16 protein-coding genes, 1 tRNA gene and 9 pseudogenes are annotated in these 18,411 nt (G+C 54.7%); 9 read left to right on the top strand and 17 right to left on the bottom strand.

What is annotated here, in order from left to right; genetic code table 11:
• Positions 1-177 (bottom strand): annotated as a pseudogene (locus ACMX3H_RS07880) (transposase); the annotation flags it as partial.
• A 103-nt stretch (positions 178-280) separates the two neighbouring features.
• Between ACMX3H_RS07880 and ACMX3H_RS07875 the strand changes: the two are divergent.
• Both ACMX3H_RS07875 and gpmA read left to right on the top strand, forming a co-directional pair.
• Positions 281-850, top strand: a pseudogene (locus ACMX3H_RS07875) (hypothetical protein); the annotation flags it as partial.
• A gap of 46 nt (positions 851-896) precedes the next feature.
• Positions 897-1,649: a 2,3-diphosphoglycerate-dependent phosphoglycerate mutase gene (gpmA, locus tag ACMX3H_RS07870; protein ID WP_415210413.1), complete on the top strand. Its 753-nt coding sequence runs from the start codon at positions 897-899 to the stop codon at positions 1,647-1,649.
• A gap of 77 nt (positions 1,650-1,726) precedes the next feature.
• Here the strand turns inward: gpmA and aroG are convergent, their stop codons facing one another.
• Positions 1,727-2,779: a 3-deoxy-7-phosphoheptulonate synthase AroG gene (gene aroG / locus ACMX3H_RS07865; protein WP_415210412.1), complete on the bottom strand. Its 1,053-nt coding sequence runs from the start codon at positions 2,777-2,779 to the stop codon at positions 1,727-1,729.
• A gap of 292 nt (positions 2,780-3,071) precedes the next feature.
• Between aroG and ACMX3H_RS07860 the strand changes: the two genes are divergently transcribed.
• Both ACMX3H_RS07860 and zitB read left to right on the top strand, forming a co-directional pair.
• Positions 3,072-3,440, top strand: coding sequence for a YbgS-like family protein (locus ACMX3H_RS07860; protein ID WP_415210411.1), 369 nt, complete (start codon positions 3,072-3,074; stop codon positions 3,438-3,440).
• A 469-nt stretch (positions 3,441-3,909) separates the two neighbouring features.
• Positions 3,910-4,902: a CDF family zinc transporter ZitB gene (zitB, locus tag ACMX3H_RS07855; protein WP_415210410.1), complete on the top strand. Its 993-nt coding sequence runs from the start codon at positions 3,910-3,912 to the stop codon at positions 4,900-4,902.
• A gap of 203 nt (positions 4,903-5,105) precedes the next feature.
• On the opposite strand, the gene ACMX3H_RS07850 is transcribed toward zitB, so the two are convergent.
• The 14 genes and pseudogenes from ACMX3H_RS07850 to ACMX3H_RS07785 all read right to left on the bottom strand — a co-directional run.
• Positions 5,106-5,840, bottom strand: a complete 735-nt coding sequence (locus tag ACMX3H_RS07850) for a metallophosphoesterase (RefSeq protein ID WP_415210409.1) — start codon at positions 5,838-5,840, stop codon at positions 5,106-5,108.
• 179 nt (positions 5,841-6,019) lie between these two features.
• Positions 6,020-7,058, bottom strand: a pseudogene (nadA, locus tag ACMX3H_RS07845) (quinolinate synthase NadA).
• Between the two features lie 257 nt (positions 7,059-7,315).
• Positions 7,316-7,391, bottom strand: a tRNA-Lys gene (locus ACMX3H_RS07840).
• A gap of 177 nt (positions 7,392-7,568) precedes the next feature.
• Entirely contained in the window at positions 7,569-8,357 is a 789-nt protein-coding gene (cpoB, locus tag ACMX3H_RS07835; protein ID WP_415210408.1) for a cell division protein CpoB, read from the bottom strand.
• Between the two features lie 9 nt (positions 8,358-8,366).
• Positions 8,367-8,885, bottom strand: coding sequence for a peptidoglycan-associated lipoprotein Pal (gene pal / locus ACMX3H_RS07830; protein WP_415210407.1), 519 nt, complete (start codon positions 8,883-8,885; stop codon positions 8,367-8,369).
• Positions 8,886-8,928: 43 nt separating this feature from the next.
• Complete coding sequence (gene tolB, locus ACMX3H_RS07825; protein ID WP_415210406.1) at positions 8,929-10,218, bottom strand: Tol-Pal system beta propeller repeat protein TolB; 1,290 nt, start codon at positions 10,216-10,218, stop codon at positions 8,929-8,931.
• A 156-nt stretch (positions 10,219-10,374) separates the two neighbouring features.
• Positions 10,375-11,187: a cell envelope integrity protein TolA gene (gene tolA, locus ACMX3H_RS07820; RefSeq protein ID WP_415210405.1), complete on the bottom strand. Its 813-nt coding sequence runs from the start codon at positions 11,185-11,187 to the stop codon at positions 10,375-10,377.
• 54 nt (positions 11,188-11,241) lie between these two features.
• The gene (gene tolR, locus ACMX3H_RS07815) at positions 11,242-11,664 is read right to left on the bottom strand and encodes a colicin uptake protein TolR (protein WP_415210414.1); all 423 of its coding nucleotides are present in this window, start codon (positions 11,662-11,664) and stop codon (positions 11,242-11,244) included.
• A 15-nt stretch (positions 11,665-11,679) separates the two neighbouring features.
• Complete coding sequence (gene tolQ, locus ACMX3H_RS07810; RefSeq protein WP_415210404.1) at positions 11,680-12,366, bottom strand: Tol-Pal system protein TolQ; 687 nt, start codon at positions 12,364-12,366, stop codon at positions 11,680-11,682.
• Positions 12,363-12,766 (bottom strand): annotated as a pseudogene (gene ybgC, locus ACMX3H_RS07805) (tol-pal system-associated acyl-CoA thioesterase). Before ybgC ends, tolQ begins: the two are co-directional and overlap by 4 nt.
• 132 nt (positions 12,767-12,898) lie before the next feature.
• Positions 12,899-13,200, bottom strand: a pseudogene (gene ybgE, locus ACMX3H_RS07800) (cyd operon protein YbgE).
• The gene (gene cydX / locus ACMX3H_RS07795; protein ID WP_071882029.1) at positions 13,197-13,310 is read right to left on the bottom strand and encodes a cytochrome bd-I oxidase subunit CydX; all 114 of its coding nucleotides are present in this window, start codon (positions 13,308-13,310) and stop codon (positions 13,197-13,199) included. Before cydX ends, ybgE begins: the two are co-directional and overlap by 4 nt.
• A 16-nt stretch (positions 13,311-13,326) precedes the next feature.
• A pseudogene (cydB, locus tag ACMX3H_RS07790) lies at positions 13,327-14,467 on the bottom strand (cytochrome d ubiquinol oxidase subunit II).
• Between the two features lie 17 nt (positions 14,468-14,484).
• Positions 14,485-15,267, bottom strand: a pseudogene (locus tag ACMX3H_RS07785) (cytochrome ubiquinol oxidase subunit I); the annotation flags it as partial.
• Between the two features lie 392 nt (positions 15,268-15,659).
• On the opposite strand from ACMX3H_RS07785, the pseudogene ACMX3H_RS07780 reads away from it, so the two are divergent.
• The 4 genes and pseudogenes from ACMX3H_RS07780 to ACMX3H_RS07765 form a co-directional block, all read left to right on the top strand.
• A pseudogene (locus tag ACMX3H_RS07780) lies at positions 15,660-15,968 on the top strand (tyrosine-type recombinase/integrase); the annotation flags it as partial.
• Between the two features lie 41 nt (positions 15,969-16,009).
• Entirely contained in the window at positions 16,010-16,669 is a 660-nt protein-coding gene (locus ACMX3H_RS07775) for a hypothetical protein (protein ID WP_415210403.1), read from the top strand.
• A 351-nt stretch (positions 16,670-17,020) separates the two neighbouring features.
• On the top strand, positions 17,021-17,248 hold the full coding sequence (locus ACMX3H_RS07770) for a helix-turn-helix transcriptional regulator (protein ID WP_415210402.1): 228 nt from the start codon (positions 17,021-17,023) through the stop codon (positions 17,246-17,248).
• 37 nt (positions 17,249-17,285) lie between these two features.
• Positions 17,286-17,657, top strand: coding sequence for a hypothetical protein (locus ACMX3H_RS07765; RefSeq protein ID WP_415210401.1), 372 nt, complete (start codon positions 17,286-17,288; stop codon positions 17,655-17,657).
• Positions 17,658-17,866: 209 nt separating this feature from the next.
• On the opposite strand, the gene ACMX3H_RS07760 is transcribed toward ACMX3H_RS07765, so the two are convergent.
• Complete coding sequence (locus ACMX3H_RS07760) at positions 17,867-18,052, bottom strand: YlcI/YnfO family protein (RefSeq protein ID WP_415210400.1); 186 nt, start codon at positions 18,050-18,052, stop codon at positions 17,867-17,869.
• A 119-nt stretch (positions 18,053-18,171) separates the two neighbouring features.
• Between ACMX3H_RS07760 and ACMX3H_RS07755 the strand changes: the two are divergent.
• Positions 18,172-18,411: pseudogene (locus tag ACMX3H_RS07755) on the top strand (hypothetical protein); the annotation flags it as partial.

Here is an 18,411-nt window from a genome sequence, read left to right as displayed (position 1 = left end):
GGGGATTTTAGGTTGGACACCGAACTTGCCCTGACGGTAGAGCTGGCGCCAGTTGAACAGCAAATGGTCATTGATACCATTATCCCGTGCCAGCTTGGCAATGGATACGCCGGGCTGGAGCGCCTGCTCAACCAGCTTAATGTTAAAGTCCAGCGGGAAATTGGGACGACGTCTTGAGGGTTTTGGTGGGTTTGTTTCATGAATTGCGCCCATTAAAAAAATAATGGACATCATCTTCAATAACTTGATGGGGAATTAACAGACGGCGCTGGGCGTACGCTTACACGGCGCCAACAGCGATATTCGCCAACAGCGCCTGCAGATCATGGCCAACCAATACCTGCCGGTGGACAGCGAGGGCATTCCCTGTGCCAATCCAACCGATGTCAACAATACCGGCATGGATTTCCGCCAGCCGAAAACGATCGCCGCCGATTTCCTGCGTGACCGCGATCAGCAGCGCATGAAGGGCTACGATCATGGTTATCTGCTGTATCCAGGCCTGAGCAGCGCCGAGGAACCCGCGGCCCGTCTTTGGTCGGCCGACGGCGAAGTACAAATGGAGGTGTTTACCACTGCGCCGGCCATTCAGCTGTATACCGGCAACTTCCTCGCCGGCACGCCGGCTCGCCAAGGCGGCGAATACCTCAACTACAGCGGGGTCGCGCTGGAAAGCGAATTTTTGCCCGACAGCCCGCATCATCCAGAATGGCCACAGCCCGCACGCTGGCTAAAGCCGACGATTCGCAAACCCGTTATCGGTTCCTGGCGCTATAAACGGTTGGCTTGTGAGATTTATTCCTGCTGTCGGCCCCCTGGCGGTTGCCGCCTGTATAAGCAGGCCATATAATGCGTGGAGTTATCATGAAAATCTTAGGACTTTGAGGAGTCGCGTAATGGCTGTAACTAAACTGGTTCTGATACGTCACTGCGAAAGCCAGTGGAACAATGAAAACCGTTTCACCGGTTGGACCGATGTTGACCTGTCTGACAAGGGCCACACCGAAGCGAAGCAAGCGGGCCAGGTACTGAAGGCGGAAGGCTATGTGTTCGATTTTGCCTATACCTCTATACTGAAACGCGCCATTCACACCCTATGGGGCGTCCTGGACGAATTGGATCAGGCCTGGCTGCCGGTGGAAAAATCCTGGCGGCTGAACGAGCGCCACTACGGCGCGCTGCAGGGACTCAACAAAGCCGAAACCGCGGAGAAATACGGCGATGAACAGGTTAAACAGTGGCGTCGCGGTTTCGCGATCACCCCGCCGGAACTGACCCGCGATGACGAGCGCTTCCCGGGGCACGATGCACGCTATGCCAACTTGACCGCCGCCGAATTGCCCACCACCGAAAGCCTGGCGTTAACCATCGATCGCGTGATTCCTTACTGGAACGAAACGATTCTGCCTCGCATGAAGAGCGGTGAACGGATCATTATCGCCGCCCACGGCAACTCCATTCGCGCCATGGTGAAATTCCTGGACAATCTGAGCGAAGAAGAGATTCTGGAACTGAATATCCCGACCGGCGTACCGCTGGTGTACGAATTCGACGACAATATGAAGCCGATTAAGCACTACTACCTCGGCAACGCTGACGAGATTGCCGCTAAAGCCGCCGCGGTCGCTAATCAGGGTAAAGCGAAATAACTAACGCGCCCCGCTGAGGGCGCCGAGACGACGTCGCGCCGGCGCTGCCCTCATTGGGGAGATCCGGCGCGGTTTTGTTATTTCTGCCGGCGCGCACGCACCGCCTGCGCAAGCGGCGTCAGCATGCTTTCGGTATCATCCCAACCGATACAGGCGTCCGTCACGCTCTGACCGTAAACCAGCGCACCTGGCTCGGCGCCCTGGTTCCCTTCCACCAGATGACTTTCCACCATCACCCCGATAATACCGGTTTCACCCGCAGCCAACTGTTGGCAGACATCCTCCGCTACCGTCATTTGCTTTTTGAACTGTTTGCTGCTGTTGGCGTGGCTGCAATCGATCATCACCAGCGCCGGCAGCCCGGCCTTGGTGAGCCCTTCCTTCACGGCCTGCACGTGATGGGTGCTGTAGTTGGGCTCACGACCGCCGCGCAAAATGATATGACAGTCGGCGTTGCCGCTGGTGTTGACGATAGCGGAATGGCCCCATTTGGTGACCGACAAAAAGCAGTGAGGCGCGCCGGCGGCGTTAATGGCGTCAATGGCAACTTTTATGGTGCCGTCGGTGTCGTTTTTGAAATCCACAGGGCAGGAGAGTCCGGAAGCCAGCTCACGGTGTACCTGAGATTCGGTGGTGCGGGCGCCGATAGCGCCCCAGCTCATCAAATCAGCCAGATATTGCGGGGTGATCATATCGAGGAACTCGCCCGCCGCGGGCAGACCGCTGTCGTTAATCGCCAACAATAAACAGCGCGCGATACGCAGACCCTCGTTGATTTGGAAACTGCCGTCCATGTGGTGATCGTTGATTAGCCCCTTCCAGTCGACCGTGGTGCGCGGTTTCTCAAAATACACCCGCATGACCACCTCCAGCTCGCTGCTCAGGCTTTCGCGCAGCTTAAGCAAGCGCCCGGCATATTCCAGGGCAGCTTCGGGATCGTGAATCGAGCAGGGGCCAATCACTACCAGTAGACGATCATCATTACCTTTGAGGATCTTGTGGACAGCCGAACGCGCGGCGGAAACGGTACTCGCTGCGCGGTCCGTCGCCGGATATTTTTCCAATAATGCTACCGGCGGCAGCAATTCGTTGATCTCGGTAATGCGTAAATCATCATTTTGGTAATTCATGTTAAATCTACTTAGCTCCAGGCACGACGACAAGATTAAAAAAGGCGATCCAATCTATCCCTTGTGGTGCAGGCTGTAAATCCACAAAGCGTTATTAAAAGCCAACAAATTTGATATTGGCTAATTCTTTAGTATGCATAATTTATGATAAGCCAAAGATAACCGGCACTTAACTCCGGTCAGCGCTGGCTTTCATTTTTTTTTCGCAGCGGGATGCTCTGCGTCTCGACATTCTCTCTCCAACAGGTTTTTACCTGCGGGGCTTTACCAAAACGGGTTAAGAGGAAAAACTATGCAGACGAACATCAGCAAAAAAATGGCAATGCTTTTTCTTACGACGGCTATGACGCTCGGCAGTGGCGCGGTAATGGCGGCACCCGGGACGGGTTCTAACACAGGCGGCAGCGACGGCGGCGTGCCTGAACTGCAAAACAACGCACCAAATATCGTTGATAATAAGTATATTAATAATATCAGAACTAATACGAATACCACCGGCACCCCTACCGGTACCGATGCCTCGGGTCTAAATAAAACCGAGCAGCATAAAAACACTATGTGTAAAGACGGCCGTTGTCCGGACGTCAACAAGAAAGTAGAAACCGGTACCACCGGCACCGGATCGCCGGACGGCACCAAAACTGATGGTACAACGCAGTAAGCCTCGACGGGACTGTCATACGGCTTAATTGCCCGTCCCTAGGTCGGGCAGATAAAATCAGGCTCCGGCCTGATTTTTTTCACCCACGCGGCCTCTGTCGTCTCAAGTTCGGCAAGCCCTACTGCCCGGGCTGACCGATTTTGCCAATCGCGTTCAAGGATTTGGTCGCCCCCCTACGGACACCTCGCCCCCGTGCAACGGTAAGTGAAGGGCGGCCCGCAGATGCCTCTACCGGCGCACGTATGCGCAAATACTTGACGCGAATACCCTGCGGGCAACGCCTTTGCCGCGAGAGCTCGAGAGACAACACGCAGGTTAAAACGCGAGGACTGCACCTAAACTGATAGGGCATTGCGGCCAAGAACCGATATACTCTGTTGGCTACCCGGGCCGCGAAAGAGACACAGGCGAAGCGGCCAGCGGCTGTTTCGCGCCAGACAGAACAGGAAAATTTATGCCGGCAGATCCTATGTATTCCCACACACCTGTAGCCGCAACGCCGGCGCCCCACGGTGGCCACCGCGGGCACGGACATGACCACCCATCCCCTGATGCGGAAACAGGCGCACATAAACGCCTGCTGGTGGCTTTTGTCGTCACGGCGCTGTTTATGCTTGTCGAGGCGGTCGGCGGCTGGCTATCAGGATCGCTGGCGTTGCTGGCGGATGCAGGGCATATGCTGACCGATACCGCCGCGCTGCTGATGGCGTTACTGGCGGTACGCTTTGCCGCCCGCCGGCCCAATAGCCGCCACACCTTCGGTTATCTGCGTTTAACCACGCTGGCTGCGTTTCTCAATGCGCTGGCGCTGCTGTTTATCACGGTGATGATCGTCTGGGAAGCCGCGCATCGCTTTCTCGCCCCCCAGCCCATCGCCGGCTGGACCATGATGTCCATCGCCGTCGCCGGGCTGGTGGCGAATATTTTATCGTTCTGGCTGCTGCACGGCGGCAGCGGCGAAAAAAATATCAATCTGCGTGCGGCCGCGCTGCATGTTTTGGGGGATTTGTTCGGCTCAGTCGGCGCCATTATCGCCGCGCTGGTGATCCTCTACACGGGCTGGCTGCCTATTGACCCGCTGCTGTCGATTCTGGTTTCTTGTCTCGTGTTGCGCAGCGGCTGGCGGTTGCTGCGTGAAAGCCTGCACGAGTTGCTGGAAGGTACCCCACAGCAGTTCGATATTGAGAAACTCAAGCGCGAAATGACGCGCAATATTCCTGAAGTGCGCAATATTCATCATGTCCATCTCTGGCAGGTCGGCGAGCGGCCGTTGATGACGCTGCATGTGCAGGTCATTCCGCCGCGCGACCACGACGGGCTCTTGCACCGCATTCAGGATTATCTGCTTGAGCACTATCACATCGGGCATGCGACCATCCAAATGGAGTATCAGCGCTGCGAAGAAGATAATTGCGTGATTCATCAGGGCGCGGTGAACCTGCACGCCCATCACCATCATTAACGTTGCGGGGCCCTCGGCCGGGCCGTAACCCGGCCTGGGGGTTAACGTTGCCGCTCACTCTTTCCCCTTTTGTAGGCAACCGCTGATCGTAAGCCGAAGGTTGTTGGCCGGTAGCCGGTAGCCGGTAGCCAAAAACCAAAGGTTGTTCGCTGATACTCGATAGCCGATAGCCGAACAAAGATAAACCGGACATGGCGGCGGACTCAAACGACAATAAAGTGGCTAGCGAGGGAGCCGTTTGCCAAGCGGTGGATCATCAGCGCGGGGGGATCGGCCGCGGGGGGTATCGTCGCCGACCCCAACCACAACGGGTTGGCGGGGCAAATCGAGCCAGAGAGGTAGGCGGGTATGCCCGCCAGCGTGCCTGCCGCGGGGCGATGCGCATGGCCTGTCGCGAGCGCGAGCGGTCGACGCGGATGATCGCGCAGTAGCGCGCCCAACGCCGCCGATCCTCCGCACATGATGCGATCCATAGGCGCGATGCCGCACTCGAAGACGTGATGATGTAAAAACAGCATCGACGCCGAGGGGCCTTTTGCCAACAACGCATCCTGCAGCCACGACAGGTGCCCCGCCCCCTGACCCGTCGCGGTTCCCTCCACGGTAGTATCCAGGCCGATAAGACGCAATTTTTTGAAATTCATCACAAAATGTAGCGGCCCCTTTCCCGCGTCGGTCCAGTAGCGCGCGTTCAAGACGGTGCGCATAGCTGCCCTGTTATCGGAATTCCCCGGTAGGATGAAGGCGGGATAGGGACGGGTTGCCAGTCGGGCCGCTATCGCCGTATAGTCCTCGATCTCGCCATTATCTATCAGGTCACCGGTGAGGACGAGAACGTCCGGCGCGATAATATCAAGCCACGCCAGGGCACGGTCTAGCCTGGACAGGTTATCGTTATCGGCTGCCGCATGAATGTCTGAGATTTGAGCGATAATCACGTCCGCCTCCTGTCATCGCGCCCGATACGGCCACGTGCCGCCGGGTTGCGGCCTGCTAAGCTGAGGTCGCCCGCTCAGGCGCAACCTGCACGCCAATCTCTGCGCGGCGGCCAGCTCAGGCGCAACCAGCGCGCCAATCTTCACGGCTGTCAGCTCAATGCGCCTCCCGCACTGTGATCTTAGCGGCGCTTAAGATCGGCCGCGAAAGCCAGCATACGATTCAGTGGTACCAACGCCCGCTGACGCACGGCTTCCTCGACCCGTATCTCATGCTCCACGCCGCCCCGTTCGAGCCCCGCCGCGATAGCCTTGAGCCCGTTCATCGCCATCCACGGACAATGCGCGCAGCTACGGCAGGTTGCGCCCTCCCCGGCGGTCGGTGCCGCTAATAAGGTCTTCTCCGGGCACGCCTGCTGCATCTTGAAAAAAATACCGCGATCGGTGGCCACAATCATCTGCTGCTGCGGCAAGGTTTTGGCCGCCTGAATCAGCTGGCTGGTGGAACCAACCGCATCGGCCAAATCGACCACCGCCTGCGGTGATTCGGGATGGACCAGCACGGCCACGTCGGGATAGAATCTTTTCATGCGGCGCAGCGCCTGGGTCTTAAATTCATCATGCACAATACAGGCGCTTTGCCAGCACAGCATATCCGCACCGGTCTGTTTTTGCACATAGCGGCCAAGATGGCGGTCCGGCGCCCAGATAATCTTCTCTCCCAGACTGTCGAGATGATCGATAAGCTCAACCGCGATACTGGACGTCACTACCCAGTCAGCGCGCGCTTTGACCGCGGCGGAGGTGTTGGCGTACACCACCACCGTTCGGTCGTGGTGAGTATCGCAAAACGCGCTGAACGCTGCCTCCGGACAGCCGAGATCGAGTGAGCATTCCGCGTGCAGCGTCGGCATCAGCACGGTTTTCTCCGGACTTAAGATCTGCCCATGAAGCGCCCGCCGGCCACCAGCAGCGTGGTGGCCGGCGGGCTGCTGCCAAAACGCGCCATCTCCAGCGAATCCGCCCCGCAGAGCCGCCGGTTGCTTCCGCCAGCGCCTGGATCTCCGGATCGGTATAATAGTGGGCCACGATAACCGCGTTGCGCGCCTTTAGCAGACGTGCAATGCGCTCCCGCAAGCCGGCCTTTTCCTCCTCCTTCAACGCCGCGGGTTTGGGCGGGAAAGGGTAATGGGGGGCAAAATCGTCGATTAGTTCACTCATCGCTGCTCTCTGGCGCTACGCAGTCGCCGCACCGGGCCATTAAGAACGCAAGTTACCGCCTGGCGAAAGTCTGGGTTTTGTATGCTAAACAAAATACGAGATTTATAGCCCGTTGTCGCGCCTATTTTCTGCGTTTTGGCTAAAAAATGTTTAGTGGGTAACACAGACGCGTCTTCAAATCGTGTGTCATTTGATCATCCGCGCGCACGACGGCGGCTAAACATGGAGAGTGAGAGATAAGGTAACCAGGCGAAGGATGGTGGGTCGTGCAGGATTCGAACCTGCGACCAATTGATTAAAAGTCAACTGCTCTACCAACTGAGCTAACGACCCCGATACCCGATGACAACCGCGGCCAGAGGAAATCAGCTTTCCCCGGGCAACGGCAGCATATATTACTTATTATAAATTTTGACGCAACCATTAATTAGTTCAAGCGCGGCCAACTGCCTGATCTTCTAGCATTCTGACCCGTTTTACGCCGCCCTGCCCCGTTCAGACCCGTCATGGTTACAGTCCCGCCAGCCGTTTTTGCGCCTGCTTGGTCGCCTCGGCGCTGGGATACAGTTTTCCGACCTGCTGATAAACCGCCCGGGCTTTATCTTTCTGGCCTTTCTCCTGCATGATGACGCCCACCTTCAACAATGCGTCGGGCGCTTTAGGGGATTTGGGGTAGGTCTTCGCCACCAGGGCGAAATAATAGAGCGCATCGTCTTTTTTACCCTGATTATAATTGAGCTGCCCAAGCCAGTAATTGGCGTTGGGTTGATAGGTGGAATCAGGGTAACGTTTAACAAAGTTGCGGAATGTGCTAATGGCCTGGTCGTACTGTTTTTTCTCCAGCACCAGCGCCACTGCCTCATTATAGTCGATGTTGGCGTCGCCGCTGCCGGCGGTTGCCTTATCGGCGGCCGGCGCCGCGCCTTGGCTGCCGCCGTCGGTGGACGTGGACGCCTGGGGCTGACCGTCCTGGGAAGCGGAGGGCGCCTGGCTGGAGAGGCTGTCCATCTGCTGGTAGATCTGTTTTTGCCGCTCGACGACCTGCGACAGCTGGTATTGGTTTTCCTGAATCTGGCCGCGCAGCGAGTCGATATCGCGTTGATTATCGGCGAGCTGCTGCTGAAGCTGGGTTAGCAGTTGACTGTGCGCATTGGAAATACGCTCAAGTTGAGTGACCCGGTCTTCTATCGAGCCGGAGCCGACATTACTGATTGGCGCTTGGGCGGTAGCGGCCCAGGGGGCCGCTACACCAACCAATAACGACAGACTCAACAGATAAGGTCTGAAGTTATTGCTCATGCAAGACTCTTAGTAGACCAGGACGGCACGACGGTTTTTGGCACAAGCCGCTTCGTCGTGACCCAGTACGGCCGGTTTCTCTTTACCGTAAGATACGATAGCGATCTGATCGGCGGAAACGCCTTTACCCTGAAGATACATCTTCACGGCATTGGTGCGGCGTTCGCCCAGGGCGATGTTGTATTCCGGCGTACCGCGTTCGTCCGCGTGGCCTTCAATGGTCACTTTGTAGGACGGGTTGCTGCGCAGGAAATTGGCGTGAGCGTCAAGCATCTGAGCGAATTCAGAGCGGATATCGTATTTGTCCAAATCGAAGTAAACGATATTGTTGCGCTGAAGCTCTTGCATCTGCAGACGAGCCTGCTCGTCGGACGACGCGTTGTTGCCGTTCATGTCCATGCCAGTGCCAGCACCGGCGCCCATGGCAGATTCGTCACCATTGTTGGCGCTTTTGTGAGAACTACATGCGGCAATCGCCATAACCGGCACCGCCAACATAAGCCCTTTCAGCACTTTGTTCAGTTGCATCTCATATTCCTTTTATAGTTTGCCATACACATTTACACATGCATCACAGATACGGCGACCAGGCAGGAAATTTGACCTGTCCATCGGTTGCCGGAAGACGCGCTTTGAAACGCCCATCAGTCGAGACCAGCTGTAACACGGAACCCAGCCCTTGCAAAGCGCTGTAGATAACCATTGTGCCATTGGGAGCGACGCTAGGCGTCTCATCCAGGAACGTGTCCGTCAATACTTGTACGGCTCCCGTTGCCAGATCCAGTTTAGCGATATGCTGCGCGCCATTGTTGCTGCTGACCATAGCCAGGAACTTGCCGTCCGAGCTAACGTCGGCATCCTGATTCTGGGAGCCTTCCCAGGACAGGCGCTGCGGCGTACCGCCATTGATATTGATTTTATACACCTGCGGACGGCAGCCCTGGTCGGAGGTATACGCCAGCGTCTGGCTGTCCGGGAACCAGGTCGGCTCTGTATTGTTGCTGCGACCGTCGGTCACCTGATGAATCTGACCCGATCCTAGATCCATCACATACAAATTCAGGCTGCCGGTCTTCGACAGCGCGAAGGCCAGCTTGTTGCCGTCCGGCGAGAAAGCCGGCGCGCCGTTGTGCTGCGGGAAACTCGCCACCTGACGGACAGCGCCGCTATCCAATGTCTGGATAACCAACGCCGAGCGACCGCTTTCAAAGGTGACATAGGCCAGTTTGCTGCCGTCAGGGGACCAGGCCGGCGACATTAGCGGCTGCGGCGAACGGTGTACCGGCGTCTGGTTATAACCGTCGTAATCCGCTACCCGCAATTCGTAGGGGAACTGACCGCCGTTGGTTTGCACCACGTAGGCGATGCGTGTGCGGAACGCACCCTTGATACCGGTCAGCTTTTCAAAACTCTCATCGCTAACGGCATGCGCGGACCAACGCAGCCATTTGCGCGGTGCTTTGAATTGGTTCTGCACTAAAATGGCACCGGGATTACCCGAGGTATCCACCAATTGATAAGATACCATGTAGCTGCCGTCCGCGCTCGGCTGCACCTGCCCCACCACCACGGCGTCGATACCCAGCGCCGTCCAGGCGGCCGGGGTGACTTCCGCGGCGGTGGCCGGCGGCGGCAGGCGGGAGGTGTCTAGCGGGTTGAATTTACCGCTGTTGCGCAGGTCGGCGGCGACAATCCCACCGATATCTTCGGGCGCCGCGCCGGGCCCCGCCCACTTAAACGGCACCACCCCGATGGGCCGGGCTGAATCCACTCCTTGGGTGATTTCAATGCGCACTTCAGCATGCAACACGAAAGCCCATAAAATTAATAAACCTAACGCTACTCGAAATGCCTGCTTCATTTCATCTCCCAAACCGACGCCTAAGGCGACGGTCGCAATTGCAGAATTGTAAACTTGTCGGGTTAAACAACACTACATCTTCCCGTTAGACAACATAGTATAAATCTTAAACCGCATCAGGACTATTTGATAAACATTGCATTCTGCTACGTGGATTTACTGAGGCGAGAATCCGAGCGTCGCATTTTTGAAAACTTCATAAACCTGCGGACTGGGCGGCCGCGGTATGGTCGCCAGCTTCGCCGCGGATACCGCCGCTTGACACAGCGCCGGATCGCCGCCTACGGCGGTGACCGAGATCAGCAAGCCGTCAGGCGCCAGTTTGATGCGCAGATCGCACGTCCTGCCGCTGTAACTGGACGCATCGTAGAATTTATTGCTGATAGCCCGGCTGACTTGTGCTTTATAGGCATCGATTTCCGCCCCGCTAGCGCCGCTTTGTTTAGCCTTACCGGTTCCCGCCGGCGCGCCGCCGGCTTTGGGCTCGTTTTTAGCATCGGTCAGGCCACCCAGCAACGCGTCCACATCGCTGGACTGCTTGGCGGCCTGCGCCGCGGCTTTCTTCGCGGCGGCGGCTTTGGCTTTGGCGTCGGCCGCGGCGGCCTTTTTCGCTTCCGCCTGGGCCTGTTTCGCCGCCTCTTCCACCTGTTTTTGCTGTTCAGCCTGCTCGCGCTGTTGCGCTTCGGCCGCTTCCTGCGCGGCCAGACGCTGTTTCTCCAGCGCTTTGAGACGCTGCTGCTCCGCCCACTGCGCATCGGTTTGCTGCTGCTGCTGACGGTTATATTGCTGCACCACGGCGCCGGGATCGACCATCACGGCGTCAATGGACGACCCGCCGCCGCCCGCGCTGGATTCTTGCGGCTGATGGATCGAGCTCCAGATCAATACGGCGATCAGGACACAATGCAGCGCAATCGACAGAATAATGGCACGTTTAAGCTTGTCGTTCTGTTCGGTAGCCTTCAACACAATCTATTCCCAAAAAGGGGTTGGCCGGTAATAATGCGCTTCACCAGCCGACCGTCAGATAGGCTGCGTCATCAGACCGACCGACTTCACGCCGGCCTGATGCAGTAAGTTCAGCGCCTTGATGATCTCATCATAAGGCACGTCCTTGGCGCCGCCTATCAGAAACACCGTCTTGGGATTGGCGGTGATATGGGCGCGCGCCTCGGAAACCACCTGTTCGGAGGGCAGCTGCTCCTGGCGCTGGTGATCGACCACCAGACTGTATTGGCCGATACCTGACACCTCGACGATCACCGGCGGATTATCATCGTTACCGACGGTTTTGGAGTCGGTCGCATCGGGCAAATCCACCTCAACGCTCTGGGTTATAATCGGCGCCGTCGCCATAAAAATTAACACCAGCACCAGCAGCACATCGAGCAAGGGGACGATGTTAATCTCGGACTTGATTTCTCTGCGCGAGCGTCTTCTGGCCATCATCTACCCTCCTGCTTACTTAGCTCTATCGCTGGCGAAAGCCTGACGGTGCAGGATGGCGATAAACTCTTCGGTAAAGTTGTCGTAGTTCTGCTCAAGCTTGTTGACGCGCAGGCTCAGGCGGTTGAACGCCATGACCGCGGGAATGGCGGCGAAAAGACCGATGGCGGTGGCGATTAGCGCTTCGGCTATCCCCGGCGCGACCATCTGTAGCGTGGCCTGTTTAACCGCGCCAAGCCCGATGAAAGCATGCATGATGCCCCATACCGTGCCGAACAGACCGATATACGGACTGATGGAGCCGACGGTGCCGAGAAATGGGATATGGGTTTCTAGCGCTTCCAGCTCGCGGTTCATCGAAATACGCATGGCGCGCGAGGCGCCCTCCACCACCGCCTCGGTGGCGTGGCTGTTGGCGCGATGCAGGCGCGCGAACTCTTTAAAGCCGGCGTAGAAAATCTGCTCGGAGCCGCTCAGGCTGTCGCGCCGCGTCAGGCTTTCCTGATACAGGCGGGACAATTCGATGCCGGACCAGAATTTATCCTCAAAGGCTTCCGCTTCACGTGCGGCGGAGGTCAGAATACGGGAACGCTGAATAATGATCGCCCAGGAGGCGATGGAAAAGCATATCAAAATCAGCATGATCAGTTTTACCAGAAAGCCCGCTTTCAGGAACAGATCAAAGATGTTCATGTCAGTCACTGCTTGAACTCCGCGACAAAAGACGTAGGAAGCGCAATCGGCTTCAATTGCTGTAGATCGACACATACGATCACGACATCCGCCAGGCTGAGCAACTGCCCGTCAGCATTCAGGATGCCTTGTGCAAAGGTCAGAGAGGCGCGCTTGAGGGAGACGATTTCGCTTTCCACTTGAGTAAATCGTCCAGGCGCGCAGGGGCAAAATACTCCACCGCCATACGCCGCACCACGAACGCCACGTTCGCGCGCATGAGCGCGTGCTGATGGAAATTATGCTCGCGTAGCATTTCGGTGCGCGCGCGTTCATAGAAGGCGACGTAACGTGCATGGTAAACCACGCCGCCGGCGTCGGTATCCTCGTAATAGACGCGAACCGGCCATTGGAAAAACGAAATACTCACTCCACCGTCCAACAACGCAAAAACGACGGTGCTTACTATACGCAAGACAGATCACATTGGGAATGGGTAAGCCGGGGGGAAAGAAAATATTTTAGATCCCTTACATTGCGGGCTTAAAGGACCGTAAAGTTATTAAGAGAAACTGTAAATCAAGGCGCCGATCATGACCAACATCGCCGGCAGCGGCAGAAAAACCAGACGCCAGCGCCGCCGGCGCGGCCGAAAGCCGGTACCGTGAACCACACCGGCGCAAACCGCCCAAATGATAATGATTCCCTGCTACCAGGACAGTGGACTGGTCTGGGCGGCGAAACGGGAGGGCGACCAGAAAACACAGCCCGCAAGCGTAAGCGCCATGATGAGGGAAAGGTAAGCGCCCGCAGGGGGCGCTTATCCGTCAGGCCATACAGGGCCGCAAGGGTTTGCCCTGTCACTTCAGGGCATCCTTGCCGCGCGTATCTTCCAGATGCTCAAGGGCCAGCGCAGTAATGATGCCGAAGGCGCAGGCCAACAGCGTTCCTAAAATCCAGGCGAAATACCACATGGTTAAGCTCCTTAACTCAATACAGCGAATGCGTGTTTTGTTCAATATGTTCTTTAGTGATGCGACCGAACATTTTGTAGTAGCACCAGATGGTATAGAGCAGCACAATCGGTACGAAAATGATCGCCACCACCGTCATGACTTTCAACGTCCCCAGACTCGAAGTCGCGTCCCATAGGGTCAGGCTGGCGTTGGGCATCGTGCTCGACGGCATGATGAACGGGAACAGCGTGATCCCCGTGGTCAGGATGATGCAGGCCACGGTCAACGAGGAGAAGATGAACGCCCAGGTGCTGCGCCCCGCGCGGCTAAAGACGATAGTCAGCAGCGGCAGCAGCACGCCCAGCGCCGGCACAAACCATAATCCCGGATAAGCGTGGTAGTTCGCCATCCATGCGCCGGCCTGATGCGCCACTTCTTTATGCAGCGGGTTGGACTACGCGGCCCTGTCGATAACCGAGGTCACGGTAAAACCGTCGATGCCGTTGACGACCCAAATACCGGCCAGCAGGAACGTCAGCAGGGTGACCAGCGCGGTAAGTTGGGTGATGCCGCGCATCCCGCACCTGCAAATCGCCGCCGGTGCGCATTTGCAGATAGGTGCCGCCCTGGGTCAGGAACATTGCCAGGCTGACGATGCCCGCCAGCAGGCCAAACGGGTTAAGCAGCTGGAAGAAATTACCGGTGTAATACAAACGCAGATACTCGTCCACATGGAACGGCACACCCTGCAGTAGGTTGCCGAACACCACCCCGATCACCACCGGCGAAATGAAGCTGCCGATGAAGATGCCCCAGTCCCACATATTGCGCCAGCGGGCGTCATCGATTTTCGAGCGGTAGTCGAAACCGACCGGGCGGAAGAACAGCGAGGCCAGCACCAGAATCATGGCGATGTAAAAGCCGGAGAACGCCGCGGCATACACTATCGGCCAGGCGGCGAACAGGGCGCCGCCGGCGGTGATGAGCCACACCTGGTTACCGTCCCAGTGCGGCGCAATGGTATTGATCATGACCCGACGCTCAACGTCGTTGCGGCCAAACAGGCGCATCAACATGCCGACGCCCATATCAAACCCGTCGGTGACGGCGAAGCCGATGAGCAGCACGCCAATCAGCAACCACCAGACAACACGCAATACTTCATAATCAAACATAGTCATTCGCTCCTGTATTACCGTGCGCTCACCGAGGAAACGGACGATTGTTCAAAATGGTAGTTGCCGGTTTTCAAACTGCTCGGCCCCAGACGCGCGAATTTGAACATCAGATACATTTCCGCCACCAAAAATAGCGTGTACAGTCCGCAAATCAGCCCCATCGAGAACAGGATGTCGCCGGCGGTCAGGGTCGAGTTGGCGACCGCAGTCGGCAGGATTTCACCGATAGCCCAGGGCTGACGGCCGTATTCGGCGATAAACCAGCCGGACTCGATGGCGATCCACGGCAGCGGAATGCCATAAAGCATGGCGCGGTGCAGCCAGCGGGACTGACCGATGCGATTGCGCAGCACGGTCCAGAAACAAGCGGCGATCAGCAGCAGCAGGCTGTAGGCCTTCATCCCGTTACGGATGTGCACCTCATGCTGGGTCATCAGATCTTTCAGGCCGGTGACCTGACGATCGGTGGAACGGGTAGCGATAATACCCAGCGCGTAAGGGATCCGCACCGCGAAATGGTTGGTCTGGTCTTCCTGATTCGGCAGGCCGAACAGGGTGAAGGAGGCCGGCGCCGGCTCGGTGTTCCATTCCGCCTCGATAGTGGCAGCGGCCAGCCTGGTTTTTTGCACGTCGCCCATTTCATAGCCGGACTCATCTCCCAGCACGATGACCGACAGCACCGCCGCCATGCCGAAGGAGGCGGCGATGGCGAAGGAGCGTTTGGCGAAGGCGATATCGCGCCCCTTCAGCAGATAGTAGGAGCTGATGTCGAGGACGAACATCGCGCCGGTGCAATAGTAAGCGTACGCCCAGCGCCGTCTGTTAATTCCCCATCAAGTTATTGAAGATGTAAGCGCCCCGTGGAGGACGTCTTGAATTATTGGTGGGTTTGTTGTATGAGACAGTAAACCTACGTTGCACGCTTATGCTCATTGTATTTTCACATTGTATTGATTTTAATAACTTTTATTCCCATCCCGGTTTGAGTGATATGAAATTAGTGGTTCTGAAGTTTGTGATAGTGTCCATTAAAATTTAAGTGGACACTATCATCGCCGGATTATCCATGATTTGACAGCAGTCCCTTATAGGATGCGGGTTCACTAGGCATCGTAGTGGAACATATTCTTACCGGGCCATACAACAAACCCACCAATAATTCAAGACGTCCTCCACGGGGCGCTTACGGATTTTGCCTGCTAGATTAATGAATGATAGCAAAAACTCCCATATTGCTGAAAATACTCTTAATTTGGCGTTATCAAAAATTCGTGCTGATATGCCTCCTGACGTCCCTCCATTCACAGTTCATGATTTTCGACGTACAGCGAGAACTCATCTAGCAGCTTTGGGCATTGATCCCATCGTGGCAGAACACTGCCTTAACCATACCATCAAAGGTATTGAAGGAATCTATAATCGTCATCAATACTTAGATGAGAGAAGGGTAGTTTTGGAAAAATGGTCAGAGCTGTTGGTGTCATTAGAAAACGGTTAGGGCCAGCATTATTATATATGATTAATTAAAGGTATGATGATTTGAATCCAAAAAAGGTTGAGTTATGGGGCAATATACCGGCAATGGAGTATTGCTCTATCGAGAAAGCTGCAAGGCTTCTCTCGTGTGATATTGATGATATTCTTCATTTTGGGTCTATTGGTGCGATAAGACTAGGTGTTTACTTGGATGAACACCGCTGTACATTAAAAGTATTTAGGGACAATGAAAATTTAGTGGATTTATTTTGTTCTCCAGAAATTGATGAGCATCCAACCATAATACATTCAATTTTTTATGTAAATGAAAGTGAAGATGGCTATGAGGTGGATGAGGATGAAATGTATTTTTTACTACGTGGTGCGACAAAAGTATTTTGGGAAATTGATTTGTGTAGTTTAATGGTTCTAGAATTTGGACGTGAAAGACTGATGGATGATATTGGCCTATTCCCCTTTTTGAAACAAGAATTTAAAAACTACAGTATGCGTCTATATATAAATGGTGTGTATAAAAAACTTTTTGGTATAGATGTTCCTGAAGATTACAAATGTAACAGTGTATGGTTAAATAAAGCGATTGAAAAAAGTAATCTTTGGATATTAAAGGATGATATTGAATTTTTATATAAAAAAGACAAGAAGACGTTCCTTTATTTAGCGCCGGATTTAAAGAGTCTGATGCAAATTCATTTGATTTAATTCCTCCCCATCCGAACAAAGAAAGGCCCGCGGTAAATAGAGAAAAGTTATACAAGGCGGCAATACATATATTAAGTGCTTGCCCTGATGAATGTAGGGGAAAGATGAAAGAAATTAGCACAGAAAAATGGCTTGCTGCAATTAAAAAAACACATTTCAGAAATTCCAATATTACATATAGCTAACGATGAAGTGATATTGAGATACCTGAGGGCTGCGATAAACTTCAGAACAAAGCAAGGGGATAGTAACTTACTATAGGGGGAAAGTACGTCTACTCTCCCTTATCACGGAAAATTTTCTAGGCTAGAGTGCCTGCCAATCACACATAATCAAATGGCAGGACAGTAGATGAAGACACATGAGGTAACATCCGTATCATTCCCCACCACCGGCAATGCTCGCATAAAAAGTGTTGCTCAATTTCTTGCTGTTAGTGAAGTAACCGTTTGGCGCTATACTAAAAAGCCGGATTTCCCCAAACCCATCAAATTATTCGATCGTGCGACTGTTTTCGATGCCGCTGCTGTACGTCAGTGGTATGAGACTCGGAAAAAATTAACTCAACAGGCTGATTAATAGTGCAACAACATAGTTAAATAACCGAGGTTTAAATATGAAAATGCCAAACATGGCTAATGACCGTGACGGGTTTCCCTGCGCCTTAAATCAAGTGGGCGATATATTCCCGCGTGGCGCGCTTCCGTTTGAAACGGAGGCGTCAATAGACTTGGGAGAGGCCAGCCAGAAAGGAGGCTTCCCCTTGGCTGGCCCATTGAGCTTAATATTTAGCTCAGTCAAAGTGACGGCCTTGAATGGCGGTAAATGTGATTCCCGCTCCAATTTGAGTTCGCCAAAACTGGCGAGCGCAAAATATCGCCAGCATCGCAGCTCTATGCCGGAGGTCACCGAGACCTCTCGCAATGCAATCAATGGGTTAGTCTCTGCTCATATGCTGGGGGTATGTTCAGATAACCTATTTGAATAAAAAAGCTGCATCGGCGTTTGTCCAGACAGCAAACATTGCTCAAACTTTGTGCGTTACCATCGGTAACTCGCAAAATCAGCAGGGGTTGGGGTCTTAAGACCCCGACATGTTCAAAGCAACAAAATTCGCTGTTTAGAAGATGTGCAGGCAACTGAGGAAAAAAAGGGCAGCACCCGCAGTGCCACCCTTTGGCACGGTGAGGAAGTAGTTCAGCTTTGGGGCTCTTGCTTAGCCCTTTTGCGCAACCGGCGTTTGATCTCGGTTTGCATAGAGGTGACGATGAATTGGGCGTCGCTTTCACCTATCTCTTTTACACCTTCCATCTCATTGATTATTTCATGTGAAACGCGGGCCTGCATTTTTTTAGACCTAGCATTAACTACCTTTGTTGGCACTGATGAAATCTCCGCTTATTTCGGGAAAACAGTATACATAAAAAGCTGGTCAAAAAAACGCTTGAAGTGGAGTCCACCTTGAGATTGAAAAGGTGAAAATGGCAAGGCCAAAAGGTGCTGTGAACACCTCGTGGGCCTCTAACCAAACCGTTATCGGAGTTAACGATACGGCACGTTCTCATGATACCCAAACTCGCCCTAAATTTCTAGAAACATATTGGATCGTCCCGTGTTACGAGAGTAAGCCCTACGGCAAAGTCTCGTTCACACGCCAAGACCGCCGCACCTTCATCGCCTTGTTTAAAGATAGCCGCCTGATATGGGCTGGACGTCAACCTGTGAGTAACTTCACTCAGGGT

The organism is Sodalis sp. (in: enterobacteria) (genome assembly GCF_047607725.1).
GTDB lineage: Bacteria > Pseudomonadota > Gammaproteobacteria > Enterobacterales > Enterobacteriaceae > JBLKSS01.
Note: the sequence above shows the minus strand (reverse complement) of the source record. Positions and strands in the feature narration are given on the sequence as shown.

What these genes read in the sequence shown, in the direction of transcription:
- pal (WP_415210407.1), bottom strand. Translation starts at nt 8,885, where the DNA reads ATGCAACTGAACAAAGTGCTGAAAGGGCTTATGTTGGCGGTGCCGGTT.
- tolB (WP_415210406.1), bottom strand. Translation starts at nt 10,218, where the DNA reads ATGAAGCAGGCATTTCGAGTAGCGTTAGGTTTATTAATTTTATGGGCT.
- ACMX3H_RS07860 (WP_415210411.1), top strand. Translation starts at nt 3,072, where the DNA reads ATGCAGACGAACATCAGCAAAAAAATGGCAATGCTTTTTCTTACGACG.
- aroG (WP_415210412.1), bottom strand. Translation starts at nt 2,779, where the DNA reads ATGAATTACCAAAATGATGATTTACGCATTACCGAGATCAACGAATTG.
- tolR (WP_415210414.1), bottom strand. Translation starts at nt 11,664, where the DNA reads ATGGCCAGAAGACGCTCGCGCAGAGAAATCAAGTCCGAGATTAACATC.
- gpmA (WP_415210413.1), top strand. Translation starts at nt 897, where the DNA reads ATGGCTGTAACTAAACTGGTTCTGATACGTCACTGCGAAAGCCAGTGG.
- cydX (WP_071882029.1), bottom strand. Translation starts at nt 13,310, where the DNA reads ATGTGGTATTTCGCCTGGATTTTAGGAACGCTGTTGGCCTGCGCCTTC.
- ACMX3H_RS07770 (WP_415210402.1), top strand. Translation starts at nt 17,021, where the DNA reads ATGAAGACACATGAGGTAACATCCGTATCATTCCCCACCACCGGCAAT.
- zitB (WP_415210410.1), top strand. Translation starts at nt 3,910, where the DNA reads ATGTATTCCCACACACCTGTAGCCGCAACGCCGGCGCCCCACGGTGGC.
- ACMX3H_RS07765 (WP_415210401.1), top strand. Translation starts at nt 17,286, where the DNA reads ATGAAAATGCCAAACATGGCTAATGACCGTGACGGGTTTCCCTGCGCC.
- cpoB (WP_415210408.1), bottom strand. Translation starts at nt 8,357, where the DNA reads ATGAGCAATAACTTCAGACCTTATCTGTTGAGTCTGTCGTTATTGGTT.